Below are 26,128 nucleotides of genomic sequence, written 5' to 3'. Positions count from 1 at the left end.
CCAACCGTTCTGTTTCGCCGTGGTGTCAAGTGAATCGCGCCTGGCCGGTGGGGAGTTCATTCGAAGGGGTGGCGAATGGTGGCGTTTCCGCGATCGACCTCGCGGCAGGGGTGATCGTAGGATTACTTTCGGTGCACCAACCCGGAAGGCGAGCCCAGTCGTGGGTATGCCGGAGGCAAACTGTGGAGGACCTGTGAAGGTCCCAGGCGGCGTCGCCCGCCCCGGCCAGGGTTTGTGCTGAAGAAGCGATGCGGATGGGGGCGTTCCAGTGAGCGGCAGCGGCGCAAGCGGAACGAGTGGCGATGCCGCCGAGGACAGGAACGTCCAGCTGACCTCGTGGTTCGTCCGCAGCGGCTGGTCCAAGGGCGAGCTCGCCCGCCAGGTGAACCGCCGCGCCCGCCAGATGGGCGCCCACCACATCAGCACCGACACCTCCCGGGTGCGCCGCTGGCTCGACGGCGAACAGCCCCGCGAGCCCGTGCCCCGCATCCTCTCCGAGCTGTTCTCCGAACGGTTCGGCTCCGTCGTCGCCATCGAGCAGCTCGGCCTGCGCACCGCCCACCAGACCCCCTCCGTCTCCGGCGTCGACCTGCCCTGGGCGGGTCCGCAGACCGTGGAACTGCTCAGCGAGTTCTCCCGCAGCGACCTCATGCTGGCCCGCCGGGGCTTCCTCGGGACCTCGCTCGCCCTCTCCGCGGGCCCCGCCCTCATCGAGCCCATGCAGCGCTGGCTGGTCCCCTCCCCGGCCGTCGACCCGGGCGCGCGCGCCGACGGCGGGACCGCGGGCCGGGGGCCGGGGCAGCGGCCGCCCCGGCTGACCGAACCGGAACTCGGCCTCCTCGAAGCCACCACCGTGATGTTCCGCCAGTGGGACGCCCAGTGCGGTGGCGGACTGCGCCGCAAGGCCGTGGTCGGCCAGCTCCACGAGGTCACCGACCTGCTCCAGGAGAACCACCCGGCCCCGGTCATGAAGCGGCTCTTCAAGGTGGCCGCCGAACTCTCCGAACTCGCCGGCTGGATGAGCTACGACATCGGCCTGCACCCGACCGCCCAGAAGTACTTCGTCCTCGCGCTGCACGCCGCGAAGGAGGGCGGCGACAAGCCGCTCGGCTCGTACATCCTCTCCAGCATGAGCCGCCAGATGATCCACCTGGGCCGCCCCGAGGACGCGCTGGAGCTCGTCCACCTCGCCCAGTACGGCAGCCGCGACTGCGCCGGACCGCGCACCCAGGCGATGCTGTATGCGATGGAGGCCCGCGCCTACGCCAACATGGGCCAGCCGAGCCGCTGCAAGCGGGCCGTGCGGATGGCCGAGGACACCTTCTCCGACGTCGGCTTCGACGGCGAGCCCGAGCCCGACTGGATCCGCTTCTTCTCCGAGGCCGAGCTCAACGGCGAGAACTCCCACTCGTTCCGGGACCTGGCCTACGTGGCCGGACGCAGTCCCACCTACGCCTCGCTCGCCGAACCGGTCATGGCGCGGGCCGTCGAGCTGTTCTCCAAGGACGACGAACACCAGCGCTCGTACGCCCTGAACCTCATCGGCATGGCCACCGTCCACCTGCTCCAGAAGGAACCCGAGCAGGCCACCGTCCTCGTGGACCGCGCCCTCGACGTGGCGCGAAAGGTGCGCTCCGAACGGGTGAACACCCGGCTCCGCAAGACCGTGGACAGCGCCGCCCGTGAATACGGCGACGTCGCCGAGGTGGTCCGGCTCACCGACCTGCTCGCGTCCCGGCTTCCCGAGGCCGCCGAGGCGGTCTAGCCCTCCCCACCGATCCAGGACCCTTCGAGTTCTGTTCATTGACGCGTAACACGCCCGACCTCTTCGTCATCGGGGCGAAACACCCAGCGGCGCCGCCGGAAACCGGCCTGCGCGAATCTCAGGGCCAATAACCGGCCAGTCCCCAGGCCAGCCCCCCGGCCTACGCCTTGCGCCGCTCAGGTTTTCACGCTCGCCCGCACGCGAACGTACCGACGACGAGGAGACGCCGATGGCATCAGCCATCACGACCCTCGCGGCAGACGCCCCGACGCTCTCTGCCGCGAACACCGGGTTCATGCTCATCTGCTCCGCCCTGGTCATGCTGATGACCCCGGGACTCGCCTTCTTCTACGGAGGCATGGTCCGCGTCAAGAGCAGCCTCAACATGCTGATGATGAGCTTCATCAGCCTCGGGATCGTCACGATCCTGTGGGTCCTCTTCGGCTTCAGCCTCGCCTTCGGCACCGACTCCGGCTCCCTCATCGGCTGGAACTCCGACTACGTCGGCCTCAGCGGCATCGGCATCACCGAGCTGTGGGACGGCTACACCATCCCGGTCTACGTCTTCGCCGTCTTCCAGCTGATGTTCGCCGTCATCACCCCGGCCCTGATCAGCGGCGCCCTCGCCGACCGCGTGAAGTTCAGCGCCTGGGTGCTGTTCTCCGCCCTGTGGGTCACCGTCGTCTACTTCCCCGTCGCCCACTGGGTCTGGGGCGCCGGCGGCTGGCTCTTCGAGCTCGGCGTCATCGACTTCGCGGGCGGCACCGCCGTCCACATCAACGCCGGTGCCGCGGCCCTCGGCGTCATCCTGGTCATCGGCAAGCGCGTCGGCTTCAAGCGGGACCCGATGCGCCCCCACAGCCTCCCCCTCGTGATGCTCGGCGCCGGCCTGCTGTGGTTCGGCTGGTTCGGCTTCAACGCCGGATCCTGGCTCGGCAACGACGACGGCGTCGGCGCGGTCATGTTCGTCAACACCCAGGTCGCCACCGCCGCCGCGATGCTCGCCTGGCTCGGCTACGAGAAGCTGCGCCACGGCTCCTTCACCACCCTCGGCGCCGCCTCCGGCGCGGTCGCCGGCCTCGTCGCCATCACCCCCTCCGGCGGTTCCTGCTCCCCGCTCGGCGCCATCGCCATCGGAGCCATCGCCGGTGTGCTGTGCGCCATGGCCGTGGGCCTGAAGTACCGGTTCGGCTACGACGACTCCCTCGACGTCGTCGGCGTCCACCTCGTCGGCGGCATCGCCGGCTCCCTCCTGGTCGGCCTCTTCGCGACGGGCGGGGTCCAGTCCGACGCTGCCGGGCTCTTCTACGGCGGGGGCTTGGCCCAGCTCGGCAAGCAGGCCATCGGCGTCTTCTCCGTCCTCGCCTACTCCCTCGTCGTCTCCGCCGTCCTGGCCTTCCTCCTCGACAAGACCATCGGGATGCGGGTATCCGAGGACGTGGAGGTCTCGGGCATCGACCAGAGCGAGCACGCCGAGACCGCCTACGACTTCAGCGGGGCCGGCGGCGGGATCTCCTCCCGCGCCGCCGCGTCCCCCGCCCCCGTTGCCGCAGCGAGCAAGAAGGTCGACGCATGAAGCTGATCACCGCGATCGTCAAGCCCTACAAGCTGGACGAGATCAAGGAAGCCCTCCAGGCCTTCGGGGTCCAGGGGCTCACCGTCTCCGAGGCCAGCGGCTACGGCCGCCAGCGCGGCCACACCGAGGTCTACCGGGGCGCCGAGTACACCGTGGACCTCGTACCGAAGATCCGCATCGAGGTGCTCGTCGACGACGTGGACGCCGAGGACGTGATCGACGTCGTCGTACGGGCGGCCCGCACCGACAAGATCGGCGACGGCAAGGTGTGGAGCGTCCCCGTGGACTCGGTCGTACGGGTCCGCACCGGCGAGCGCGGCGCTGACGCGCTCTAGGTGACGGGAGCTCCTGGGTGACGAGCGTCGAAGAGACCACCGACGGCACCGGCGACGACCGCCCGGACGGCTCGGGACCCAGCGGGTACGCCGCGGCCCGGCTGCGACTCCTCCAGGAGGAGTCGCGGTCCGGGCCCTCGCGGCGTTCCGCGCTGTCCGCGCTGTCCGACCACTGGCTGTCCGCGCTGTTCGCGCAGGCCGTGCGGGAGACCGGCGTACGGGGCGCCGCCCTCGTCGCCGTCGGCGGCTACGGCCGGGCGGAACTCTCCCCGCGCAGCGATCTCGACCTGCTGCTGCTCCACGACGGCAAGGCGGAACCCCGGGCGCTCGGTGTGCTCGCCGACCGCCTCTGGTACCCCGTGTGGGACCTCGGCCTGGCCCTGGACCACTCGGTGCGCACCCCGGGCGAGGCCCGGAAGACCGCCGCCGAGGACCTCAAGGCCCACCTCGGCCTGCTGGACGCACGGCTCGTCGCCGGGGACGCCGGGCTGCTCGCGGGGCTGCGCACCTCGGTCCTGGCCGACTGGCGCAACCAGGCCGTCAAACGGCTCCCGCAGCTGCACGATCTGTGCCGGGAACGCGCCGAGCGGGCCGGGGAGCTGCGCTTCCTGCTGGAACCCGACCTGAAGGAGGCCCGCGGCGGACTGCGCGACGCCACCGCCCTGCGGGCCGTCGCCGCGTCCTGGCTGGCCGACGCCCCGCGCGAGGGACTGGCCGACGCCCGGCGGCGGCTGCTCGACGCCCGGGACGCGCTGCACCTGGTCACCGGCCGGGCCACCGACCGGCTCTCCCTCCAGGAGCAGCCCCAGGTCGCCGCCCGGCTGGGGCTGCTCGACGCCGACGCCCTGCTCCGCGAGGTGTACGAGGCCGCCCGGGTGATCTCCTACGCGGGCGACGTCACCTGGCGCGAGGTCGGCCGGGTGCTGCGGGCCCGGACCGCCCGGCCCCGGCTGCGCGGGCTCCTCGGCACCCGTGGCGCGCCCGCCGCCGAACGGGCACCGCTGGCCGAGGGCGTCGTGGAGTCCGACGGGGAGGCCGTGCTGGCCCTGGCCGCCCGGCCCGAGCGAGACCCGGTCCTGCCCCTGCGCTTCGGCGCGGCAGCCGCCCAGGCGGGCCTGCCCGTCTCGCTGCACGCCGTACGCCGCCTCGCGGACCGGGCCCGGCCGCTGCCCGTGCCCTGGCCGGCGGAGGCCCGGGAACAGCTGCTCACCCTGCTGGGTGCCGGGGAGCCCACCGTGGCGGTCTGGGAGGCGCTGGAGGCCGAGGGGCTGATCACCCGGCTCCTCCCCGACTGGGAGCGGGTGCGCTGCCGGCCCCAGCGCAATCCCGTGCACACCTGGACGGTGGACCGGCACCTGATCGAGACGGCCGTGCGGGCCTCGGCCCTGACCCGCCGGGTGAGCCGGCCCGACCTGCTGCTGATGGCGGCCCTGCTGCACGACATCGGCAAGGGCTGGCCCGGGGACCACTCGGTCGCCGGCGAGACCATCGCCCGCGACATGGCCGCCCGGGTGGGCTTCGACCCCGAGGACGTCGCCGTGCTCGGCACCCTCGTGCGCCACCACCTGCTGCTGGTCGACACCGCGACCCGGCGCGACCTCGACGACCCCGCCACCGTGAAGGCGGTGGCGACGGCCGTCGGCTCGACCGGCACCCTGGAGATCCTGCACGCCCTCACCGAGGCCGACGCGCTCGCCACGGGCCCCGCCGCCTGGAGCACCTGGCGGGGCTCCCTCGTGGCCGACCTCGTGGCCCGGGTCGCCGCCGTCCTCAGCGGCTCCCCGCCCGACGCCTCCGAGCTGGACATCCCGACCACCGAACAGGAACGCCTGGCGGTGGAGGCCCTGCGCACCGGGGAGCCGGTGCTCGCGCTGCACGCGCGCCGCGAGGAGGACGAAGCCGTCGGGGTCGAGCTCGTCGTCGCCGTCCCCGACCAGCCGGGGGTGCTCCCGGCGGCGGCCGGGGTCCTGGCGCTGCACCGGCTGACCGTGCGGGCGGCCGAGCTGCGCTTCCTGGAGCTGCCGGACCGGCTGGGGGAGGCCCTGGTGCTGCGCTGGCGGGTGGCCGCCGAGTACGGGGCCCTGCCGGAGGCCGCCCGGCTGCGGACCGACCTGGTCCGGGCGCTGGACGGCTCGCTGGACGTCCCGGCGCGGCTGGCCGACCGCGAGGCGGCGTACCCGAGGCGGCGCGGGGTGGTCCCGCCGCCGCCCCGGGTCACCGTCGTCCCCGACGTCTCCTCGCTGGCCACCGTGCTGGAGGTGCGGGCGCCCGACGCGGTGGGGCTGCTGCACCGCATCGGGCACGCGCTGGAGTCCCACGGGGTCCGGGTGCGCAGCGCCCACGTCTCTACGCTGGGCGCCAACGCGGTGGACACCCTGTACGTGGTCGACACCGACGGCAAACCACTGTCCCGGGCCGACGCCGCGGCCCTGGCCGCCGCGGTGGAGACGGCCCTTTCCTAGGGCCCCGTCCCGGGCCCTGTCCCGGGTCCCTTCCGGCTTCCCCGGGGTCCGCCCCCGCTCCGCCCCCGGGGAGCCGGGGCGGGTGCGGGCAGGGGATTGCCTCCCGCAGGGCCGGGCAGGCGGCGTGGCCCGATACCCTGGGGGACGACCACCACGCCCCCGACCCGAGGAATCGCGACCACCGTGTTCGATACGCTTTCCGACCGCCTCAGCGCGACCTTCAAGTCCCTCCGGGGCAAAGGCCGCCTCTCCGAGCAGGACATCGACGCTGCGGCGCGGGAAATCCGTATCGCCCTCCTCGAGGCCGACGTCGCGCTTCCCGTCGTCCGCTCCTTCATCGCGAACGTCAAGGAAAGGGCCCGTGGCGAGGAGGTCAGCAAGGCGCTGAACCCCGGCCAGCAGGTCCTCAAGATCGTCAACGACGAGCTGGTCTCCATCCTCGGCGGCGAGACCCGCCGGCTGCGCTTCGCCAAGACCGCGCCCACCGTGATCATGCTGGCCGGTCTCCAGGGTGCCGGTAAGACCACCCTCGCCGGAAAGCTCGGCCTCTGGCTCAAGGGGCAGGGCCACACCCCGCTCCTCGTCGCGTGCGACCTCCAGCGCCCCAACGCCGTCAACCAGCTCTCCGTGGTCGCCGAGCGCGCCGGTGTCGCGGTCTACGCGCCCCAGCCCGGCAACGGCGTCGGAGACCCGGTCCAGGTGGCCAAGGACTCCGTCGAGTACGCCCGCACCAAGCAGCACGACATCGTCATCGTCGACACCGCCGGCCGCCTCGGCATCGACCAGGAGCTGATGCAGCAGGCCGCGGACATCCGCGACGCCGTCAGCCCCGACGAGATCCTCTTCGTCGTCGACGCGATGATCGGCCAGGACGCGGTCAACACCGCGGAAGCCTTCCGCGACGGCGTCGGCTTCGACGGCGTGGTGCTGTCCAAGCTCGACGGCGACGCCCGCGGCGGTGCCGCGCTCTCCATCGCGCACGTCACCGGCAAGCAGATCATGTTCGCCTCGAACGGCGAGAAGCTCGACGAGTTCGACGCCTTCCACCCCGACCGCATGGCGGGCCGGATCCTCGACATGGGTGACATGCTCACCCTCATCGAGCAGGCCGAGAAGACCTTCTCGCAGGCCGAGGCCGAGAAGATGGCGGCCAAGCTCGCCAAGGGCCCCAAGGAGTTCACGCTCGACGACTTCCTGGCCCAGATGGAGCAGGTCCGCAAGATGGGCTCCATCTCCAAGCTCCTCGGCATGCTCCCGGGCATGGGGCAGATCAAGGACCAGATCAACAACATCGACGAGCGCGACGTGGACCGCACCGCCGCGATCATCAAGTCGATGACCCCGGCCGAGCGCCAGGACCCGCACATCATCAACGGCTCCCGCCGCGCCCGCATCGCCAAGGGCTCCGGCGTCGAGGTCAGCGCCGTCAAGTCGCTGGTCGAGCGGTTCTTCGAGGCCCGCAAGATGATGTCCCGCATGGCCCAGGGCGGCGGCATGCCTGGCATGCCCGGCATCCCCGGGATGGGCGGCGGCCCCGGCCGGCAGAAGAAGCAGGTCAAGCAGGCCAAGGGCAAGCGCAAGAGCGGCAACCCGATGAAGCGCAAGGAAGAGGAGGCCGCGGCAGCGGCCCGGCGCGAGCAGGGCCCGCAGGCGATCGAGCCCGCCGCCGCCGGCAACCCGTTCGGGCTCCCCGCGGGCGGCCAGGGCGGTCAGGACTTCGACCTGCCGGACGAGTTCAAGAAGTTCATGAAGTAGTACCGGGCAGGCGTACCCGGTACGCGAAGAGGGCCCCGGCCGTGCACCCACGGCCGGGGCCCTGCCGTTTCCCGCAGGGGCATACGTCCCGTTTGTCGCCTAAGGTCGGCCGGGAGGACGGCATAAGGAGGCCCCCGTGCCCAGCCCCACCCCCGTACCGCCGCGCGACCGGGCCGACACCCCCTGGCGTTCGGAAGGCGCCCCGCCCGCGCCGCCGCCCAGGAAACGCATGCCCGGCGGCTGGCGCGGGCTGGTCCTCACCGCGCTGATCGTCTACCTGATCGCCAACGTGGTCCTGTCCTTCTTCAACGAGGGCGACGAGCCGGTCGTCTCGTACACGGAGTTCAGCAAGCAGGTCGCCGCGGGCAACGTCTCGAAGATCTACTCCAAGGGCGACGCCATCCAGGGCGAGCTCAAGGCCGGGCAGCCGCTCCCCGACGGCAAGGGCGAGTACACCAAGTTCACCACCCAGCGCCCCGCGTTCGCCGACGACCAGCTGTGGGCCAACCTCACCAAGCACAACGTGACCGTGACCGCCTCGCCGGTCGTCGTACAGCGCAGCTTCCTCGCCAATCTGCTGCTCTCCCTCGCCCCCATGCTGCTCCTGGTCCTCCTGTGGGTGGTCATCGCCCGGCGGATGGGCTCGGGGATGGGCGGCATGGGCGCCCTCGGCCGGAAGGCCCCGCCCAAGCCGGTGGAGCTGGCGGGCGCCAAGCGCACCACCTTCGAGGACGTGGCGGGCATCGACGAGGTCGAGGGCGAGCTGAACGACGTCGTCGACTTCCTGAAGAACCCCGGACAGTACCGCCGGATGGGCGCCCGGATGCCGCGCGGCGTCCTGCTGTCCGGCCCGCCCGGCACCGGCAAGACCCTGCTGGCCCGGGCCGTCGCCGGCGAGGCGGGCGTGCCCTTCTTCTCGGCCTCCGCCTCCGAGTTCATCGAGATGATCGTCGGCGTGGGCGCCTCACGGGTGCGCGAACTGTTCGCGGAGGCCCGCAAGGTGGCCCCCGCGATCATCTTCATCGACGAGATCGACACCATCGGCCGCGCCCGCGGCGCCGGGGCCGGCGTGGGCGGCCACGACGAACGCGAACAGACCCTGAACCAGATCCTCACCGAGATGGACGGCTTCTCCGGCGCCGAGGGCGTGATCGTGCTGGCCGCCACCAACCGGGCCGACGTCCTGGACCCGGCACTCACCCGCCCCGGCCGCTTCGACCGCACGGTGGTCGTCTCCCCGCCCGACCGGGACGGACGGGCGGCCATCCTGCGCATCCACACCCGCGACATCCCGCTCGCCCCCGACGTGGACCTGACCCGGGTGGCCCGGACCACCCCGGGCATGACGGGCGCCGAACTCGCCAACCTCGCCAACGAGGCCGCCCTGCTGGCCGTCAAACGACGGCGCGACCAGGTCACCCCGGCCGACCTGTCCGAGGCCCTGGAGAAGATCCAGCTGGGTGCGGAGCGGTCCCTGGTGATGCCCGACGAGGAGCGCCGCCGCACCGCGTACCACGAGAGCGGGCACGCCCTGCTCGGCATGCTCCGCCCCGGCGCCGACCCCGTACGCAAGATCACCATCGTCCCCCGCGGCCGCGCGCTCGGCGTCACCCTCTCGGCCCCGGACGCCGACCGGTACGCCTACACCGAGGACTACCTCCGCGGCCGCATCATCGGCGCACTGGGCGGCATGGCCGCCGAGCACGTCGTCTACGACGTCATCACCACGGGCTCCGAGAGCGACCTGGAACAGGTCACCGGCATCGCCCGCGGCATGGCCGGCCGCTGGGGCATGAGCGAGCGCGTCGGACGCCTGACCGCCATCCCCTCCGACGGACAGAGCCCCTACGGCCTCGCCGCCGCACCCGCCACCCTCGACGCCGTCGACCACGAGATGCGCCGCATCGTCGACGAGTGCTACGAGGAGGCCTGCCGCGTCCTGCGCGAGCACCGCCCGCAGCTCGACGCCCTGGCCGAGGCCCTGCTCGCCCACGAGACCCTGGACGAGAAGGCGGCGTACGCCGCGGCCGGGATCCCCCGCCTGGAGAAGTAGCGCCGGGCGGCCCGCGGCCGCCCGGCGGCCGCCGTCAGGCCACCCGGGCGACGACGTAGCGGAAGATGTTCGGCAGCCAGACGGCTCCGTCGGTCCGCTCGTACGGGTGAAGCGCCTCGGACAGCTCCTTCTCCGCCAGCGCGGGATCGGCCGCCGCGTCGTAGAGCCCGGTGGACAGCAGACCCCGTACGGCGCTGTCCACGTCCGCGTACCCGAACGGGCAGAACACCCGCCCCGACCCGTCGGGCACCAGGCCCGCCTCCGCCACCAGCTCGTCCAGGTCCCGGGCCGCCGGGCCGCCGCCCAGCACCGCCGGAACCGTGCAGCGCTCCGCCGGACCCCAGTCGGCCAGCACCACCGCGCCGCCCCGCCGGACCGCCGGCAGGGCCTCCGCGAGGGCGCCCGGCGCCGGCGAGAGCGCCAGCAGTACGTCGTACGGCCGCGCGGCGGGCACCGGGGGATCCGCCACCACCTCCAGCAGCCGCTCCCGGGCCAGCGCCCGGCGGGCCGGATCCGCCTCCACGCCCGTGGCGGCGGCGCCCCGGCCCGCGGCCAGCAGCAGGGGCAGCCCGGCCCCGCAGCCGAGGCCCAGCAGCCGGTCGCCCGGCCCGACCTCCAGCCGGTCGTAGACCGCCTCGTACAGCGGTACCAGCATCCGTTCCTGGATCTCCGCCCAGTCCCGGGCGACGAGCGTCGCCGTCGGCGTCGGTGTCATCGAAAGAGCGCTCCTGATTCCGTCTCGCCCCCTTGCCCCCGTTGCCAGGGAACTCCCCATTCGCCCCCGCGTCCAGAGGAGTGCGCCACCCGATTCACGCTCGGTGCGCCCGGCGCCGTACCATTCGCGCCATGGCAAAGGCACCCGTTCTCACCCCGCAGGCGGAGGATTTCCCCCGCTGGTACCAGGATCTGATCAACAAGGCCGAGCTGGCCGACAACGGTCCGGTCCGCGGCACGATGGTCATCCGACCGTACGGCTACGGCCTGTGGGAGCGGATGCAGCAGGAGATGGACGCCCGCATCAAGGACGCGGGTGCCCAGAACGCGTACTTCCCGCTGTTCATCCCGCAGTCGTACCTGACGAAGGAAGCCGAGCACGTCGAGGGCTTCGCCCCCGAGCTCGCGGTCGTCACCCACGGCGGCGGCAAGGAGCTGGAGGAGCCGGTCGTCGTCCGGCCCACCTCCGAGACGATCATCAACGACTACTTCTCCAAGTGGGTCCAGAGCTACCGGGACCTGCCCCTGCTGATCAACCAGTGGGCCAACGTGGTCCGCTGGGAGATGCGCCCCCGCGTGTTCCTCCGTACGAGCGAGTTCCTCTGGCAGGAGGGCCACACCGCCCACGCGACGTACGAGGACGCCCGCGAATACGCCGCCCGCATCCACCGCGACGTCTACGGCGACTTCATGACGAACGTGCTCGGCATCGACGTCGTGCTCGGCCGCAAGACCGCCAAGGAGCGCTTCGCCGGCGCCATCAACACCCTCACCCTCGAAGGCATGATGGGCGACGGCAAGGCGCTCCAGCTGGGTACGAGCCACGAGCTCGGCACCAACTTCGCCAAGGCCTTCAACACCCAGTACCTGTCGAAGGAAGGCAAGCAGGAGCTGGTCTGGCAGACCTCGTGGGGCGTCTCGACCCGCATGGTCGGCGGTCTGATCATGTCCCACGGTGACGACAACGGCCTGCGCGTCCCGCCGCGCCTCGCGCACGTCCAGGTCGTCGTCATGGCGATCAAGGGCGACGAGGCCGTGGCGAAGGTCCGCGAGCTGGGCGCGCAGCTGAAGGCCGCCGGCATCCGCGTCCAGGTCGACGACCGCGTCGACACCCCCTTCGGCCGTCGCGCCGTGGACTGGGAGCTCAAGGGCGTACCGGTCCGCATCGAGATCGGCCCCCGCGACCTGGAGGCCGGCACCGCGATGCTGGCCCGCCGGATCCCGGGCGGGAAGACCCCCGTGCAGATCGACGCCCTCGCCGACCTGCTGCCCAAGGTCCTCGAAGAGGACCAGGCGCAGCTGCTGCGCGAGTCCCGCGAGCGCCGCGAGGCCCGTACGTCGGACGTCTCGACCATCGAGGAGGCCGCCGAGGCCGCCGTCGCCGGCGGCTGGGCGCGCATCCCGTGGGCCGACCTGGGCCCCGAGGGCGAGGCCAAGCTGGCCGAGCAGGCCGTCTCCGTACGCTGCCTGATCGCGGCGGACGGGTCGGTTCCGGAGACGGACGACGCTCCCGGTACCCTCGCCATCGTCGCGCGCTCGTACTGACGCACTGCATCACGCCCCCGGCGTGCGGCTTCGGCCGCGCGCCGGGGGCGTGGCCATTGCCGGTCTTCGTTACGTACCGACTCATCCTGAGATCTACGCACCCGTCCTCGTCGGGACGCATCAGAGTGAACTGACTGGTACGTGCAAAAAATTTGGAATGGCCCGGAATCGGAACACCGGGGCACCCCGGCTCGTTGTCACGACGTGAGCACGACACCACCTGTTCTCGCCGCAGAGCTGGCGCAGGCGTGGGCCGACATTCAGCGGTACCACCCCGAGCTGCCTGACCTTGCCGCGCCCGAGTCCCTGATCGGAGAGTCCTCGTCCGCCTGCGGCGCGGAACTCTCCTTCGAGCGACTGCTGCACGAGGCAGTCCACGGCATCGCCGCCGCCCGCGGTGTCCGTGACACCTCGCGAGCCGGCCGCTACCACAACCGCAGATTCCTGGCGATCGCCGAGGAGATGGGGCTGGACCACTCGGAGGAGCCGCACGCCAGCAGCGGGTTCTCCCTGGTCTCCCTCAATCCCGAGGCCAAGAAGCGCTACCGCCCCACCATGGAGCGGCTCCAGCGCGCACTGAAGGCGCACACGGCGGCCACGGCCGCCGACACCAAGCGCAGCTTCCGCGGTCCGGCCGCCCGGCACGGCTCCTCCGGCGGCGGCGTACGGGTCAAGGCGGTCTGCGACTGCGGGCGCAACGTCCGGGTGGTCCCGTCCGTGCTGGCCCAGGCGCCGATCGTGTGCGGCGGCTGCATGAAGCCGTTCCGCATCCCCGAGGTCGCGGTTTCGGCGGCCGCCTCCTGAGCCCGCGGCCCCACGGCCGTACGGGGGCGGCGGTCGGGCGTGGGCCCGCCGACGGGGCGGCGGCCAGGTGGCGTGCTGCCGCACGCCACCGATCGCCCCTCCCCGTGAGAAGCGCCGCAGGCATGTGGCACAATGGACAGCTGTACTCGACAGTCGCATAGGACCCCTCTCTCCTCCGGCTGACGCGTCCATCGGGCACCCGAGTACCGCAACCCCACGTGGCATCTCATGTGCCCAACCACGTCAAGTTCAGGAGACACCACTCCAGTGGCAGTCAAGATCAAGCTCAAGCGCCTCGGCAAGATTCGCCAGCCGCACTACCGCATCGTCGTCGCCGACGCCCGCACCCGCCGTGACGGTCGCGCGATCGAAGAGATCGGTATCTACCACCCGACGTACAACCCGTCGCGCATCGAGGTCAACGCCGAGCGTGCGCAGTACTGGCTGTCCGTTGGCGCCCAGCCCACCGAGGCCGTTCTCGCCATCCTGAAGCTGACCGGTGACTGGCAGGCGCACAAGGGCCTCCCGGCCCCCGCGCCGCTGCTCCAGCCGGCGACGAAGGAGAGCAAGCGTCGCTCCTTCGACGAGTTCGCCAAGGCCCTCGAGGGCATCGGCGAGACCAAGGGCGAGGCCATCACGCAGAAGGCCAAGAAGGCCGACAAGAAGGCGGACGAGGCTGAGGCCGCCGCCGAGTCGACCGAGGCCTGATCATGCTCGAGGAGGCTCTTGAGCACCTCGTGAAGGGCATTGTGGACAACCCCGACGACGTGCAGGTCGCCTCGCGCAACCTGCGCCGCGGACAGGTGCTCGAGGTCCGGGTCCACCCGGAAGACCTCGGGAAGGTGATCGGCCGCAACGGCCGCACCGCACGTGCGCTGCGTACCGTCGTGGGCGCCATCGGCGGCCGTGGGATCCGCGTCGACCTCGTCGACGTGGACCAGGTCCGCTGAGCATTTGAATCACCGGCACGGGCCGGGGAGGGCGTTCGTCGCCCTCCCCGGCCCGAGTCGTTTCTGCGCGTGAGCAGAGCGACCATTGATGGAGAAACCACGACGCGGAGGTACCACCTCCGCGCGAGCGGCGGCGGTCCGGCCGTGAAAAGGGGAAGAGACGCACAGTGGAGCTGGTAGTCGCGCGGATCGGCCGCGCCCACGGGATCAAGGGTGAGGTCACCGTCGAGGTGCGGACGGACGAGCCGGAGCTCCGGCTCAGCCCCGGTGCCGTCCTGCGGACCGACCCGGCGTCGGCGGGTCCGCTGACCATCGAGGCGGGCCGGGTGCACAGCAGCCGGCTCCTGCTCCGCTTCGCGGGCGTCAAGGACCGCACCGGCGCCGAGGCGCTGCGCAACATCCTGCTGATCGCCGACGTCGACCCGGCGGAGCTGCCGGAGGAGCCCGACGAGTACTACGACCACCAGCTGATGGACCTGGACGTGGTGCTCGAGGACGGCACGGAGGTCGGCCGGATCACGGAGATCTCCCACCTGCCCTCCCAGGACCTCTTCATCGTCGAGCGCCCGGACGGCAGCGAGGTCATGATCCCCTTCGTCGAGGAGATCGTCGCCGAGATCGACCTGGAGGAGCAGCGCTGCGTCATCACCCCGCCGCCCGGGCTGATCGACGACCGCGCCGAGATCGTGTCGACGCGCGACGCCGGGGCCGAGGGCGGGGACGACGCCTGATGCGGCTGGACGTCGTCACGATCTTCCCCGAGTACCTGGAGCCGCTGAACGTCTCCCTCGTCGGCAAGGCGCGGGCGCGCGGCCAGCTCGACGTACACGTTCACGACCTGCGGGACTGGACGTACGACCGGCACAACACGGTCGACGACACCCCGTACGGCGGCGGACCGGGCATGGTCATGAAGACCGACCCGTGGGGCGAGGCCCTGGATTCGGCACTCGCCGACGGCTACGAGACGGGAGCCCGCGGTCCGGTCCTGGTCGTCCCGACGCCCAGCGGCCGTCCCTTCACCCAGGAACTGGCCGTCGAGCTCTCCGAGCGCCCGTGGCTCATCTTCACCCCGGCCCGGTACGAGGGCATCGACCGCCGCGTCATCGACGAGTACGCGACGCGGATGCCGGTCTACGAGGTCTCCATCGGCGATTACGTCCTGGCGGGCGGCGAGGCCGCCGTCCTGGTCGTCACGGAGGCCGTGGCCCGGCTCCTGCCGGGGGTGCTCGGCAATGCGGAATCGCACCGCGACGACTCCTTCGCGCCCGGCGAGATGGCCAACCTGCTGGAGGGCCCCGTCTACACCAAGCCCCCGCAGTGGCGCGGGCGCGGGATCCCCGAGGTGCTGCTCAGCGGCCACCACGGGAAGATCGCACGGTGGCGCCGGGACGAGGCCTTCCGCCGGACGGCGCGCAACCGCCCGGACCTGATCGAGCGCTGCGATGCCTCCGCCTTCGACAAGAAGGACCGGGAGATCCTGAGCATCCTGGGCTGGAAGCCCACCGCCGACGGCCGATTTTGGCGCAGGCCGCAGGCCGTGGAAGAATAGGCGGCTGCTGTGTGCTCGCGTACGCCCCTGCCACAGGGGGACCGTCGTCCGCGAAGTGCCACGGCTCCCGAATTCTCTACGGAAATCCGCACCGGCGACCTGTGGCGTCGTGCGAAGAAAGCAGACGAAGAACATGTCTCACCTGCTCGATGGCGTCAACGCCGCCTCCCTGCGCACGGACGTCCCGGCCTTCCGCCCGGGTGACACGATCAACGTGCACGTCCGCGTGATCGAGGGCAACCGCTCCCGTATCCAGCAGTTCAAGGGCGTTGTCATCCGTCGCCAGGGCTCTGGCGTCTCCGAGACCTTCACCGTTCGCAAGGTCTCCTTCAGCGTCGGCGTCGAGCGCACCTTCCCCGTGCACTCCCCGATCTTCGAGAAGATCGAGCTCGTCACCCGCGGTGACGTGCGTCGCGCCAAGCTGTACTTCCTCCGTGAGCTCCGCGGCAAGGCCGCGAAGATCAAGGAGAAGCGCGACCGCTGATCTCCTCTCCGGGTCCACGGGAAGGCCGGATAGGCTCGCCCCCGATGGACACCGAAGCAGAGCTCACACAGCGCGGCCACTCCTCCCCCGAGCAGGGGGAGGAGGGGCCGCGTTCTGCGTTTTCCGGACGGTTTTCCGGACGGTTTTCCGGATGGGGCGGACGCTCGTCGTCCTGGCGCCGGGCGGGGCTGCTCGGTGTGGCCTGCACCGTCTTCCTGCTGCTGTTCGCCGACTTCGTGGTCCAGCCGTTCCTGATCCCCAGCCGCTCGATGGAGCCGACCCTGAAGGTCGGGGACCGGGTCCTGGTCAACAAGCTGGCGTACCGTTTCGGCCAGGAGCCGAAGCGCGGGGACGTGGTCGTCTTCGACGGGACCGGCTCCTTCGTGCGCGAACGTCCCGCGGGCAACCCGGTCGGCGAGGCCGTCCACGGCGCGTTCTCGGCGCTCGGGCTCGCGGAGCCCGCGGAGACGGACTTCGTGAAGCGGGTCGTGGGCGTCGGCGGGGACGACGTGGTGTGCTGCGACGTGGCCGGCCGGATCAAGGTCAACGGGGTCGCGGTCGACGAGCCCTACCTCCACCCGGGTGACGCGCCCTCCGCGGTGCCCTTCCGGATCGTGGTCCCGCTGGGGACCCTGTGGGTCATGGGCGACCACCGCTCCCAGTCCCGTGACTCCCGGGACCACCTGGGGGAGCCGGGCGGCGGGATGGTGCCGGTGGAGAAGGTGATCGGACGGGCCGACTGGCTCGGCTGGCCGGTGACGCGCTGGGGCTCGCTGCCTGACGGCGCGGGGGCGTGGTCCCGGGTCGGCGGCGGCTCCCATGGGTAGCCGGGGACGCCCGAGGGGCGGTCGGGACAAGGGGCGCGAGCCGGAACCGGATCCGGCCGCGCGGCCCGCTCCCGAGCCCGCTCCTTCCCCCGGGTCCGCGTCCGAGTCCGGGTCCGGGTCCGCTTCCTCCGGGGGCTCCGGGGAGGAACCCGCCGCGCCGGAGCCCGGTGGCCGGGCCGAGCGGCGCCGGCTGGCGCGCCGGGTCCGGCGGCGCCGGCGCACCCGCCGGGCGGGCGAGCTCCCGCTGCTGGTGGTCGTCGCCCTGTGCATCGCGCTGCTGCTCAAGACCTTCCTGGTGCAGGCGTTCTTCATCCCGTCCGGCTCGATGGAGCAGACGATCCGGATCGGCGACCGGGTGCTGGTGGACAAGCTCACCCCGTGGTTCGGCTCCAAGGTCGAACGCGGCGACGTCGTCGTGTTCAAGGACCCGGGAGGCTGGCTCAAGGGCGAGGCCGCCCAGCCGGACCAGGACCCTGCCGGGATCAAGCAGATCAAGGAGGCCCTGACCTTCATCGGCCTGCTGCCGTCCGCCGACGAGCAGGACCTCATCAAGCGGGTCGTCGGCGTCGGCGGGGACACCGTGAAGTGCTGCGACGCGCGGGGCCGGGTGACCGTCAACGGCGCGCCGCTCGATGAGCCGTACGTGTCACCGGGCAACGCCCCGTCCGAGATCCGTTTCGAGGTGCACGTGCCGAAGGGACGTCTCTTCGTGATGGGTGACCACCGCGCCAATTCGGCCGACTCCCGTTACCACCTCGACGAGGCCTTCGACGGCACGATCGACGAGAACGGCGTGGTCGGGCAGGCGGTGGTGATCGCCTGGCCCTTCGACCACTGGCGCAGGCTGGAACAGCCGGCGACCTTCCTGCAGGTGCCGGATCCGGCGCGAACCGGTCGGCGGCGCGGACGCCTTGGGCGCCGTCGGGGCACGGCGTTCGCATAGTGTGTCCTCGGTCTCCCGCGCCTTAGGGAACTCCCGCTCGTTAAGGGAGGGGAGGGCCCGTCGACCGATCCGGCGCGGGACGCGAATTCCGAACGAGGAGTGGATGTGGGGGACGTGGCGGTAGGCGCGCGGTCCGGACGCGATGAGGGCGAGGAGCGGCCGGACGATGCCGTCGAGCGCGAGACCGGTGCCGAGACGGGCGACGCGGACGCGCGGCCGCAGCGGTCCTTCTGGAAGGAGCTCCCGCTCCTCATCGGTATCGCCCTCCTGCTGGCCCTGCTGATCAAGACCTTCCTGGTACAGGCGTTCTCGATCCCGTCCGATTCGATGCAGAACACCCTGCAGCGCGGCGACCGGGTGCTGGTGGACAAGCTGACCCCGTGGTTCGGTTCGGAGCCCGAGCGCGGCGAGGTCGTCGTCTTCCACGATCCGGCGAGCTGGCTGGCGGGGGAGCCCACCCCTGAGCCGAACATCGTGCAGAAGGCCCTCAGCTGGATCGGCCTGATGCCGTCCGCCGAGGAGAAGGACCTGATCAAGCGGACCATCGCCATCGGCGGGGACACCGTGGAGTGCAAGAAGGGGGGACCGGTCGTCGTCAACGGCAAGGCGCTGGACGAGCCGTACATCTACCCCGGCAACACCGCCTGCGACGACGCCCCCTTCGGCCCGATCACCGTGCCCAAGGGCAAGATCTGGGTGATGGGCGACCACCGCCAGAACTCCCAGGACTCCCGCTACCACATGCAGGACTCCACCCAGGGCTTCGTGCCGGTCGACAAGGTCGTCGGGCGGGCCGTGGTGGTCGCGTGGCCGCTCACCCGCTGGGCCACCCTCCCGGTTCCGGACACCTTCGACCAGCCCGGCATCAACCACCAGGCGGCGGCGACCGCCCTCGGCCTCGGGGCCTCCGGCCTCGCCCCGGTCGGGCTCGGCCCGGCGGCGCTGGGCCTCACGGGCGCGGTGCCCGTGGTGCTGTGGCGCAGGAGGAGGCTGACTACCGGGCGTACCGCCCGGTAGGGTGCCGCCCAGGTCGACGATCTCCGAGGCGGGGGCGCTGCAATGGGCGGAACACAGGCAGGACGCGGGACCACCGGTGGCCGCGGCGGCCTCGGCAACGTGTTGTCGGGGCTCGCCGTGGCCATCGGTTTCGTGCTCTTCCTCGGTGGTTTCGTCTGGGGGGCCCTGGTGTACCAGCCGTACACGGTGCCGACCGACTCGATGGTGCCGACGGTGCGGCCGAACGACCGGGTGCTGGCACAGCGGATCGACGGCGATCAGGTGCGCCGCGGCGACATCGTCGTCTTCACCGACACGGAGTGGAGCGGCTCGCCGATGGTCAAGCGGGTCGTGGCCGTGGGCGGCGACACCGTCCGCTGCTGCGACCAGGGCGGCCGGCTGACCGTGAACGGCAAGGAGCTCGACGAGCCCTACCTCGACCGGGCGGGCAGCGCCGGGGCGGCGCTCGGGACGGCCGGCGCCCCGTACGAGGTGAAGGTGCCCGAGGGCAACCTCTTCCTGCTCGGTGACCATCGCGGTGCCTCGCTCGACTCCCGCGCGCACCTCCAGGAGGCCGGCCAGGGCACCGTGCCCCGGTCGGCCGTGTCGGCCCGGGTCGACGCGCTGGCCTGGCCGTCGATGACCATGGTGGAGCGGCCGCGGGCGTACGCCTCGCTGCCCGGTGGGATCTCCGCCCCGGGACCCCTGCGGCTCCAGGTGGCGGCGGTGGTGGCCGGAGCCCTCCTGGTGGTGCTGGGGGCCGCCTACGGACCCCTCGTACGGATCCTGGGGCGCGGGCGGCGGGAGACCTCCGGTGCCCGCTGAGCCGGGCGCCGACGGGCATCCGGACCCGGAGCCGCGGAAGGTCTCCCGGGTCATCCTGCTGGACCCCGAGGACCGGATCCTGTTGCTGCACGGCTTCGAACCGGACGATCCCGCCGCCGACTGGTGGTTCACGCCCGGCGGAGGGCTGGAGGGCGACGAGAGCCGGGAGCAGGCGGCGCTGCGGGAACTCGCCGAGGAGACGGGGATCACAGAGGTCGAGCTGGGACCGGTGCTGTGGCACCGGTACTGCGCCTTCCCCTTCGACGGGAGACGCTGGGAACAGGACGAGTGGTACTTCCTCGCCCGTACCGCCCGGACCGCGATCGAGATGGGCGGCCTCACCGAGCTGGAGCGGCGCAGCGTCGCGGGAGCGAGGTGGTGGACCTCCGAGGAACTGCTGGCGGCCCATGAGACGGTGTACCCGACCAGACTCGCCGAGCTGCTGCGCACGCTGCTCGACGACGGTCCTCCGGGTGCTCCGGTGGTCCTGGCCCCGGAAATCGTTTAGGGGCCCGTGGCGCTGGCGCACAATAGGGGGACGCACGGCTGAAGGGGAACATGCCATGAGTGCCGAGGACCTCGAAAAGTACGAGACCGAGATGGAGCTGAAGCTCTATCGGGAGTACCGCGACGTCGTCGGGCTGTTCAAGTACGTGATCGAGACCGAACGCCGTTTCTACCTCACCAACGACTACGAGATGCAGGTGCACTCGGTCCAGGGGGAGGTCTTCTTCGAGGTCTCGATGGCGGACGCCTGGGTCTGGGACATGTACCGGCCCGCGCGCTTCGTCAAGCAGGTACGGGTGCTGACCTTCAAGGACGTGAACATCGAGGAGCTCAACAAGAGCGACCTCGAACTCCCGGGCGGCTGATCCGCCCCGCCCGCTCACCCCTGGGGGTGAGCGGGTTTTCCACAACGCCCCGGTTGTCCACCAAGATCCACTCGGTGCGTCCGGACACGGGAACCTCGGTGCCGGAGGTGGTGCCGGATGAACGCGAAGGGCGTGGCACGACAGGCGCTGGGACGGTACGGCGAGGACCTCGCCGTGCGGAGGCTGACCGAGTCGGGGATGACGGTGATCGCCCGGAACTGGCGGTGCCGGGGCGGGGAGGTCGACATCGTCGCGCGGGACGGGGACGCCCTCGTCCTGTGCGAGGTCAAGACGCGCCGCCAGGGGGTCTTCGAGCACCCCATGGCCGCGGTCCGGGCCGCCAAGGCCGAGCGGCTGCGACGGCTCGCCGGGCGCTGGCTCGCCGATCACGGCGGACCGCCCCCGGGCGGGGTGCGGATCGACCTCGTCGGAGTGCTGCTGCCGCGCCGTGGGGCGCCGCGGGTGGAGCACGTCAGGGGGGTGGCCTGATGGGTTTCGCACGGGCCTGCTCGGTGGCCCTGGTGGGCGTCGAGGGCGTACTGGTCGAGGTCCAGGCCGACCTGGAGCCGGGGGTCGCCGCATTCACCCTGGTGGGGCTGCCCGACAAGACCCTGGTCGAGAGCCGGGACCGGGTGCGGGCCGCCGTGGTGAACTCCGGCGCCCAGTGGCCGCAGAAGAAGCTCACGGTCGGGCTCAGCCCGGCGTCCGTCCCGAAGGCGGGCGCCCATTTCGACCTCGCCGTAGCGGTCGCGGTGCTGGGCGCCGCCGAGGTGGTCGACCCCGGGGCGATCGCCGACCTCGTGCTCATCGGGGAGCTGGGCCTCGACGGCCGGGTCCGGCCGGTGCGGGGGATCCTGCCCGCGGTGCTCGCGGCCGCCGAGGCCGGGTACCGGCAGGTGGTGGTGCCCGAACAGTGCGCCGGTGAGGCCGGGCTGGTCCCGGACGTCGCGGTGCTCGGGGTGCGCAGCCTGCGGCAGCTGATCGCCGTCCTGACCGACGAGGTGGTGCCCGACGAGGAGCCGCCGGACCGGCCGGGACGCCCCGACCCGATACTGGCGGGGCTGGTGGTGCCGGGCGCCGGACTCGGTACGGGCCTGGCCCGGGGCGGGGGTGACGCCGCGGAGGTGCCCGACCTCGCCGACGTCGCCGGCCAGTACGCGGCCCGCCGGGCCCTGGAGGTGGCCGCCTCCGGGGGCCACCACCTCTTCCTCAGCGGGCCGCCCGGCGCGGGCAAGACGATGCTGGCCGAGCGGCTGCCCTGGCTCCTGCCCCCGCTCGACCGGCAGGACTCCCTGGAGGTGACCGCCGTCCACTCCGTCGCGGGGATCCTGCCGCCCGGCGAACCCCTGGTCGGGCGGCCCCCGTACTGCGCCCCGCACCACTCCGCGACGATGCAGTCCCTGGTCGGCGGCGGCGCCGGGATTCCCCGGCCCGGGGCGGTCTCGCTGGCCCACCGGGGCGTGCTGTTCCTGGACGAGGCCGCGGAGTTCAGCGGGAAGGTGCTGGACGCCCTGCGGCAGCCCCTCGAAGCGGGGCACGTGGTCATCGCACGTGCCGCCGGGGTGGTCCGGTTGCCGGCCCGCTTCCTGATGGTCCTCGCCGCGAACCCCTGCCCGTGCGGGCGGCACACCCTGCACGGCGCCGGCTGCGAATGCCCGGCCGCCGTGATCCGGCGTTACCAGGCCCGGTTGTCGGGGCCGCTGCTGGACCGGGTCGACCTGCGGGTCGAGGTCGAGCCCGTGACCCGCTCCGACCTCCTCGGGCAGGGCGGCAGGGGGGAGAGCACCGAGACCGTCGCCGCCCGGGTCCGCGAGGCCCGCGACCGGGCCGCCGCCCGGCTCGCCGACACGCCCTGGCGGCTGAACTCCGAGGTGCCCGGGCACGAGCTGCGCACCCGCTGGCCGGCCGGCCCCGGGGCACTGGCCCGGGCCGAGCGGGACATGGAGCGCGGACTGCTGACCGCGCGGGGCCTGGACCGGGTGTTACGGGTCGCCTGGACCGTGGCCGACCTGCGCGGCCGCGACCGCCCCGACGCGCTGGACGTGGCCGTCGCGCTGGAACTGCGCACCGGGATCGCCCGCGGGGCGGCCATGGCCTCGGGGGCGCAGCGGTGACCGCCGACGGGGCGGGGGACGCGGAGGTCCCGCAGTGCGACGGGCCGCCCGGGGCGGAGATGCTGGCGCGGGTCGCGCTGACCCGGGTGCTGGAACCCGGGGACGAGTGCGGGGGCCGGTGGCTGCGCGAGCACGGGGCCGTCGGGCTGATGCGGCTCCTGACCGGCGACGGCCCGGGGCACGGCGCGCTGACCGGGGTCGGACCCGAGCGGATCGCCGGGTACCGCAGACGGGCCGCCCTCGCCGAGCCCCGGCGGGACCTCGCGGAGGCTGCCGCGGTGGGGTGCCGGTTCGTCCCGCCGGGTTCGGCGGAGTGGCCGACCCAGCTGGACGACCTCGGGGACGCCCGGCCCGTCGGGCTGTGGCTGCGGGGCGGCGCCGACCTGCGGACCTGGGCCCTGCGCTCGGTCGCCGTGGTCGGGGCCCGCGCGTGCACCCCGTACGGGGCCCACATGGCGCAGACCCTCGCCGCCGGGCTCGCCGAACGGGGCTGGGTGGTCGTCTCCGGCGCCGCGTACGGGATCGACGGCGCCGCGCACCGGGGCGCCCTCGGCACCGGTGGCGCCACCGTCGCGGTGCTGGCCTGCGGAGTGGACGTGAGCTACCCCCGTGGCCACGCCGGGCTCCTCGGCCGGATCGCCCGTCAGGGGCTGGTGCTGGGGGAGCTGCCGCCCGGCGGCAACCCCACCCCGAGCCGCTTCGTCCTGCGCAACCGGGTCATCGCCGCCCTCACCCGGGGCACCGTGGTCGTCGAGGCGGCCCACCGCAGCGGCTCTCTGGTCACCGCCCGCCGGGCCCAGCGGCTCGGCCGCCTCACCATGGGCGTCCCCGGCCCCGCCACCAGCGGCCTCTCCGCCGGGGTGCACGAGCTGCTGCGCGGCGAGGCGCAGCTCGTCACGGACGCCGCCGAGGTGGTGGAACTGGTCGGCGACATCGGCGAGCTGGCACCCGTGCGCCGCGGACCGGTGCTCGCCCGCGACCTCCTGCCCCCGGACACCGTGCGCGTGCTCGACGCGCTCCCCGCCGGCCGGCCCGCGCGGCTGGAGGAGATCTCCCTCGCCGCGGCCACCGACACCGATGAAGTCATCGGCAGACTGTACGAACTTCACTCTCTGGGGTTCGTCGAACGGCAGGGCGACGACTGGCGGTTGACCCCGCGCCCGCCACGAGAGGGGGCGCAATCCCGGGCCACCCGGCGAGGCGGTCATTGACCTGGGGCGTTCCGGTGAAAGAGTGAAGCCGATGAGAGACGCGGTCTTCCCGGTGGCAGCCGCCGGGGCCGAGCGCCAGGCGCCGGTCCCGGGCCGCCCGTGCGAGTCCGGGCGCCGCTGCGCCCCCGCGCCATCCCGTACTCTTCGCGCACCGCGACACTTCCGTCACGCTACGCTCCCAAGGAATCCGGCTCCGGCAAAGGCGAAGCATGCCCCAGCACACCTCAGGGTCCGACCGCGCTGCGGTGCCCCCCGCTGCCCGTGGCAGCGTGCGGTCCACCGCGCCCTCGTCCCTGGAGGTGCTCTGGCGCTCATACAAGGAGTCGGGCGACGAACGGCTGCGGGAGCAGCTGATCCTGCACTACTCGCCGTTGGTGAAGTACGTGGCGGGCCGGGTCAGCGTCGGCCTGCCGCCCAACGTGGAACAGGCCGACTTCGTCTCCTCCGGGGTCTTCGGCCTGATCGACGCGATCGAGAAGTTCGACATCGAACGGTCCATCAAGTTCGAGACGTACGCCATCACCCGGATCCGCGGCGCGATGATCGACGAGCTGCGGGCGCTCGACTGGATCCCGCGCTCCGTGCGGCAGAAGGCGCGGGCCGTGGAGCGCGCCTACGCCACCCTGGAGGCCCAGCTGCGGCGGACCCCGACGGAGGGCGAGGTCGCGGGTGAGATGGGGATCGGGGTCGAGGAACTCCACACGGTCTTCAGCCAGTTGTCCCTGGCCAACGTGGTCGCCCTCGAAGAGCTGCTGCACGTCGGCGGGGAGGGCGGCGACCGGCTCTCCCTGATGGACACCCTGGAGGACCACGCCGCCGACGACCCCGTGGAGGTGGCCGAGGACCGGGAACTGCGCCGACTGCTCGCACGGGCGATCAACACGCTCCCCGAGCGGGAGAAGACGGTCGTGACCCTCTACTACTACGAGGGCCTCACCCTCGCCGAGATCGGCAACGTGCTGGGCGTGACGGAGAGTCGCGTCAGCCAGATCCACACCAAGTCCGTGCTCCAGCTGAGGGCCAAGCTCGCCGACGTCGGCCGCTGACCCGGCACCGGCCTTGCACACCCTCCGTACAGTGGTGACGTGCCCAGGATTCGAGCGGCCTCCGTGGCCGAGCACCGGTCGATGCAGCGCGGCGCCCTGTTGGACGCTGCGCGCTCCCTGTTGTCGGAAGGCGGGACGGAAGCCCTGACCTTCCCCGCCCTCGCGGAGCGGACCGGGCTAGCCCGGTCGTCCGTGTACGAGTACTTCCGGTCGCGCGCGGCCGTGGTCGAAGAGCTGTGTGCGGTGGACTTCCCCGTGTGGGCCGCCGAGATCGAGGCCGCCATGGAGGCGGCGCAGACGCCCGGGGCGAAGATCGAGGCGTACGTGCGCAGCCAGCTCGGGCTGGTGGGGGACCGCCGGCACCAGGCGGTGGTGGCCATTTCCGCCAGTGAGCTGGACGCGGGCGCGCGGGAGAAGATCCGCGCCGCGCACGGCGGCCTGGTCGCGATGGTCGTCGAGGCCCTCGGCGCCCTGGGCCACACGGAGCCGCGGCTGGCCGCGATGCTGCTGCAGGGCGTCGTGGACGCCGCGGTGCGCCGGATCGAGCTCGGCGCGGCCGAGGCGCCCGACGTGGTGACCGAGGCCGCCGTCGCCATGGCCCTGCGGGGCGTGCGCGGCTAGGGGGTGTCTGACGGATATCCGCGGCGTCGCGACGCCCGGCACGCACATCCGTCAGACACCCCCTAGGCGGTCCCCCCGTCCTGTGAGGGGCCCGTCCTATGAGGGCCCGGCCGTCGGCAGGAGGCGGGGCGTGGGGCGGGGGAGCAGGGTCAGCGGGTCGAGGTAGGTGTTCTCGCCGGTCAGCAGGCCCCAGTGCAGGCACGGGGCCGGGCAGTGCGAGCCGGCCGTGAGGACCGCGACCTCCTGTCCCGCCGTGACCTCCTCCCCCTCCGCGACCAGCGGCCGCACCGGCTCGTAGGTCGTGCGCCGGCCCCCGGGGAGGGTGAGCGAGAGCACCCCGCGGCCCGCGACCTGCCCGGCGTAGTGCACCCGCCCCGGTCCGACGGCCCGTACCCGCGCCCCCACCGGAGCGGCCAGGTCCACCCCGCGGTGGCCGGCCGCGTAGGGCGTCGGCGGCGGATCCCACCAGCGCGTCACGGACAGCGGCGGGGGCAGTGGCCGGACCGCCGGGACGGGCTCCGGGACGAGGGTCCGGGGCAGGGCGGGGGCCAGCGCCAGCAGCAGGGTGAGCAGCAGTGTCGTCATGCCGACAATGCTGCCGCGCGCACGGCCGCGGGCGGCCGTGCCTGTGGATGGCCGAAAGGGTGTGGACAACGGCGTCACCCGGCATACCGCCGG

At 72.6% G+C, this 26,128-nt stretch carries 25 protein-coding genes and 1 pseudogene; 24 read left to right on the top strand and 2 right to left on the bottom strand.

What is annotated here, in order from left to right; genetic code table 11:
- Positions 1-268 precede the first annotated feature (268 nt).
- The 6 genes from OG295_RS09410 to ftsH all read left to right on the top strand — a co-directional run bounded on the left by OG295_RS09410 (position 269) and on the right by ftsH (position 9,946).
- Entirely contained in the window at positions 269-1,765 is a 1,497-nt protein-coding gene (locus OG295_RS09410) for a hypothetical protein (protein WP_371676471.1), read from the top strand.
- A gap of 229 nt (positions 1,766-1,994) precedes the next feature.
- A complete protein-coding gene (locus OG295_RS09405) occupies positions 1,995-3,341 on the top strand; it encodes an ammonium transporter (RefSeq protein WP_371676470.1) in 1,347 nt (448 codons plus the stop codon).
- Positions 3,338-3,676, top strand: a complete 339-nt coding sequence (locus tag OG295_RS09400; protein ID WP_030227390.1) for a P-II family nitrogen regulator — start codon at positions 3,338-3,340, stop codon at positions 3,674-3,676. Before OG295_RS09405 ends, OG295_RS09400 begins: the two co-directional genes overlap by 4 nt.
- Before the next feature lie 17 nt (positions 3,677-3,693).
- Positions 3,694-6,138, top strand: a complete 2,445-nt coding sequence (locus OG295_RS09395) for a [protein-PII] uridylyltransferase (protein ID WP_371676469.1) — start codon at positions 3,694-3,696, stop codon at positions 6,136-6,138.
- A 183-nt stretch (positions 6,139-6,321) separates the two neighbouring features.
- Positions 6,322-7,893 (top strand): signal recognition particle protein, encoded by a 1,572-nt coding sequence (gene ffh / locus OG295_RS09390; protein WP_371676468.1) that lies wholly within the window; start codon positions 6,322-6,324, stop codon positions 7,891-7,893.
- A 229-nt stretch (positions 7,894-8,122) separates the two neighbouring features.
- Positions 8,123-9,946 (top strand): ATP-dependent zinc metalloprotease FtsH, encoded by a 1,824-nt coding sequence (gene ftsH / locus OG295_RS09385; RefSeq protein ID WP_371681146.1) that lies wholly within the window; start codon positions 8,123-8,125, stop codon positions 9,944-9,946.
- A 34-nt stretch (positions 9,947-9,980) separates the two neighbouring features.
- Here the strand turns inward: ftsH and OG295_RS09380 are convergent, their stop codons facing one another.
- Positions 9,981-10,661, bottom strand: a complete 681-nt coding sequence (locus OG295_RS09380) for a methyltransferase type 11 (RefSeq protein ID WP_371676467.1) — start codon at positions 10,659-10,661, stop codon at positions 9,981-9,983.
- Positions 10,662-10,792: 131 nt separating this feature from the next.
- Here OG295_RS09380 and proS point away from each other — a divergent pair, with 131 nt between their 5' ends.
- The 18 genes and pseudogenes from proS to OG295_RS09290 all read left to right on the top strand — a co-directional run bounded on the left by proS (position 10,793) and on the right by OG295_RS09290 (position 25,450).
- Complete coding sequence (gene proS / locus OG295_RS09375; protein ID WP_371676466.1) at positions 10,793-12,205, top strand: proline--tRNA ligase; 1,413 nt, start codon at positions 10,793-10,795, stop codon at positions 12,203-12,205.
- 204 nt (positions 12,206-12,409) lie between these two features.
- On the top strand, positions 12,410-13,009 hold the full coding sequence (locus OG295_RS09370; RefSeq protein WP_280918391.1) for a hypothetical protein: 600 nt from the start codon (positions 12,410-12,412) through the stop codon (positions 13,007-13,009).
- A 267-nt stretch (positions 13,010-13,276) separates the two neighbouring features.
- Positions 13,277-13,717 carry a 30S ribosomal protein S16 gene (gene rpsP / locus OG295_RS09365; protein ID WP_266784074.1) on the top strand — a complete coding sequence of 147 codons (441 nt, stop codon included), beginning with the start codon at positions 13,277-13,279 and terminating at the stop codon, positions 13,715-13,717.
- Positions 13,718-13,719: 2 nt separating this feature from the next.
- The gene (locus tag OG295_RS09360) at positions 13,720-13,959 is read left to right on the top strand and encodes an RNA-binding protein (RefSeq protein ID WP_042810017.1); all 240 of its coding nucleotides are present in this window, start codon (positions 13,720-13,722) and stop codon (positions 13,957-13,959) included.
- Positions 13,960-14,126: 167 nt separating this feature from the next.
- On the top strand, positions 14,127-14,690 hold the full coding sequence (gene rimM / locus OG295_RS09355; RefSeq protein ID WP_371676465.1) for a ribosome maturation factor RimM: 564 nt from the start codon (positions 14,127-14,129) through the stop codon (positions 14,688-14,690).
- On the top strand, positions 14,690-15,511 hold the full coding sequence (gene trmD / locus OG295_RS09350; protein WP_371676464.1) for a tRNA (guanosine(37)-N1)-methyltransferase TrmD: 822 nt from the start codon (positions 14,690-14,692) through the stop codon (positions 15,509-15,511). Before rimM ends, trmD begins: the two co-directional genes overlap by 1 nt.
- Positions 15,512-15,644: 133 nt before the next feature.
- Positions 15,645-15,995, top strand: a complete 351-nt coding sequence (rplS, locus tag OG295_RS09345) for a 50S ribosomal protein L19 (protein ID WP_030227407.1) — start codon at positions 15,645-15,647, stop codon at positions 15,993-15,995.
- 44 nt (positions 15,996-16,039) lie between these two features.
- Entirely contained in the window at positions 16,040-16,822 is a 783-nt protein-coding gene (gene lepB / locus OG295_RS09340) for a signal peptidase I (protein WP_371676463.1), read from the top strand.
- Positions 16,815-17,908: pseudogene (lepB, locus tag OG295_RS09335) on the top strand (signal peptidase I); the annotation flags it as partial. The gene lepB (OG295_RS09340) and the pseudogene lepB (OG295_RS09335), both read left to right, overlap by 8 nt.
- Entirely contained in the window at positions 17,880-18,782 is a 903-nt protein-coding gene (gene lepB / locus OG295_RS09330) for a signal peptidase I (RefSeq protein WP_266842600.1), read from the top strand. The pseudogene lepB (OG295_RS09335) and the gene lepB (OG295_RS09330), both read left to right, overlap by 29 nt.
- Positions 18,783-18,824: 42 nt before the next feature.
- Positions 18,825-19,586, top strand: coding sequence for a signal peptidase I (lepB, locus tag OG295_RS09325; RefSeq protein ID WP_371676462.1), 762 nt, complete (start codon positions 18,825-18,827; stop codon positions 19,584-19,586).
- A complete protein-coding gene (locus OG295_RS09320; RefSeq protein WP_371676461.1) occupies positions 19,576-20,094 on the top strand; it encodes an NUDIX hydrolase in 519 nt (172 codons plus the stop codon). Before lepB (OG295_RS09325) ends, OG295_RS09320 begins: the two co-directional genes overlap by 11 nt.
- Positions 20,095-20,149: 55 nt before the next feature.
- On the top strand, positions 20,150-20,458 hold the full coding sequence (locus tag OG295_RS09315) for a DUF2469 domain-containing protein (protein WP_003965949.1): 309 nt from the start codon (positions 20,150-20,152) through the stop codon (positions 20,456-20,458).
- A 117-nt stretch (positions 20,459-20,575) separates the two neighbouring features.
- Positions 20,576-20,947 carry a YraN family protein gene (locus OG295_RS09310; protein WP_371676460.1) on the top strand — a complete coding sequence of 124 codons (372 nt, stop codon included), beginning with the start codon at positions 20,576-20,578 and terminating at the stop codon, positions 20,945-20,947.
- Positions 20,947-22,572, top strand: coding sequence for a YifB family Mg chelatase-like AAA ATPase (locus OG295_RS09305; protein ID WP_371676459.1), 1,626 nt, complete (start codon positions 20,947-20,949; stop codon positions 22,570-22,572). The genes OG295_RS09310 and OG295_RS09305 overlap by 1 nt, the downstream gene beginning before the upstream one ends.
- Before the next feature lie 59 nt (positions 22,573-22,631).
- On the top strand, positions 22,632-23,783 hold the full coding sequence (gene dprA, locus OG295_RS09300) for a DNA-processing protein DprA (RefSeq protein ID WP_371681145.1): 1,152 nt from the start codon (positions 22,632-22,634) through the stop codon (positions 23,781-23,783).
- A 209-nt stretch (positions 23,784-23,992) separates the two neighbouring features.
- The gene (whiG, locus tag OG295_RS09295) at positions 23,993-24,829 is read left to right on the top strand and encodes an RNA polymerase sigma factor WhiG (RefSeq protein WP_371676458.1); all 837 of its coding nucleotides are present in this window, start codon (positions 23,993-23,995) and stop codon (positions 24,827-24,829) included.
- A 63-nt stretch (positions 24,830-24,892) separates the two neighbouring features.
- Entirely contained in the window at positions 24,893-25,450 is a 558-nt protein-coding gene (locus OG295_RS09290) for a TetR/AcrR family transcriptional regulator (RefSeq protein ID WP_371681144.1), read from the top strand.
- 96 nt (positions 25,451-25,546) lie between these two features.
- On the opposite strand, the gene OG295_RS09285 is transcribed toward OG295_RS09290, so the two are convergent.
- Positions 25,547-26,035 (bottom strand): M23 family metallopeptidase, encoded by a 489-nt coding sequence (locus OG295_RS09285; protein WP_371676457.1) that lies wholly within the window; start codon positions 26,033-26,035, stop codon positions 25,547-25,549.
- Positions 26,036-26,128 lie beyond the last annotated feature (93 nt).

This window comes from Streptomyces sp. NBC_01276 (assembly GCF_041435355.1).
Lineage (GTDB): Bacteria > Actinomycetota > Actinomycetes > Streptomycetales > Streptomycetaceae > Streptomyces.
Note: the sequence above shows the minus strand (reverse complement) of the source record. Positions and strands in the feature narration are given on the sequence as shown.

What these genes read in the sequence shown, in the direction of transcription:
- OG295_RS09405 (WP_371676470.1), top strand. Translation starts at nt 1,995, where the DNA reads ATGGCATCAGCCATCACGACCCTCGCGGCAGACGCCCCGACGCTCTCT.
- OG295_RS09400 (WP_030227390.1), top strand. Translation starts at nt 3,338, where the DNA reads ATGAAGCTGATCACCGCGATCGTCAAGCCCTACAAGCTGGACGAGATC.
- ftsH (WP_371681146.1), top strand. Translation starts at nt 8,123, where the DNA reads ATGCCCGGCGGCTGGCGCGGGCTGGTCCTCACCGCGCTGATCGTCTAC.
- OG295_RS09380 (WP_371676467.1), bottom strand. Translation starts at nt 10,661, where the DNA reads ATGACACCGACGCCGACGGCGACGCTCGTCGCCCGGGACTGGGCGGAG.
- proS (WP_371676466.1), top strand. Translation starts at nt 10,793, where the DNA reads ATGGCAAAGGCACCCGTTCTCACCCCGCAGGCGGAGGATTTCCCCCGC.
- OG295_RS09360 (WP_042810017.1), top strand. Translation starts at nt 13,720, where the DNA reads ATGCTCGAGGAGGCTCTTGAGCACCTCGTGAAGGGCATTGTGGACAAC.
- trmD (WP_371676464.1), top strand. Translation starts at nt 14,690, where the DNA reads ATGCGGCTGGACGTCGTCACGATCTTCCCCGAGTACCTGGAGCCGCTG.
- rplS (WP_030227407.1), top strand. Translation starts at nt 15,645, where the DNA reads ATGTCTCACCTGCTCGATGGCGTCAACGCCGCCTCCCTGCGCACGGAC.
- lepB (WP_371676463.1), top strand. Translation starts at nt 16,040, where the DNA reads ATGGACACCGAAGCAGAGCTCACACAGCGCGGCCACTCCTCCCCCGAG.
- lepB (WP_371676462.1), top strand. Translation starts at nt 18,825, where the DNA reads ATGGGCGGAACACAGGCAGGACGCGGGACCACCGGTGGCCGCGGCGGC.
- OG295_RS09315 (WP_003965949.1), top strand. Translation starts at nt 20,150, where the DNA reads ATGAGTGCCGAGGACCTCGAAAAGTACGAGACCGAGATGGAGCTGAAG.
- OG295_RS09310 (WP_371676460.1), top strand. Translation starts at nt 20,576, where the DNA reads ATGAACGCGAAGGGCGTGGCACGACAGGCGCTGGGACGGTACGGCGAG.
- OG295_RS09305 (WP_371676459.1), top strand. Translation starts at nt 20,947, where the DNA reads ATGGGTTTCGCACGGGCCTGCTCGGTGGCCCTGGTGGGCGTCGAGGGC.
- dprA (WP_371681145.1), top strand. Translation starts at nt 22,632, where the DNA reads ATGCTGGCGCGGGTCGCGCTGACCCGGGTGCTGGAACCCGGGGACGAG.
- whiG (WP_371676458.1), top strand. Translation starts at nt 23,993, where the DNA reads ATGCCCCAGCACACCTCAGGGTCCGACCGCGCTGCGGTGCCCCCCGCT.
- OG295_RS09285 (WP_371676457.1), bottom strand. Translation starts at nt 26,035, where the DNA reads ATGACGACACTGCTGCTCACCCTGCTGCTGGCGCTGGCCCCCGCCCTG.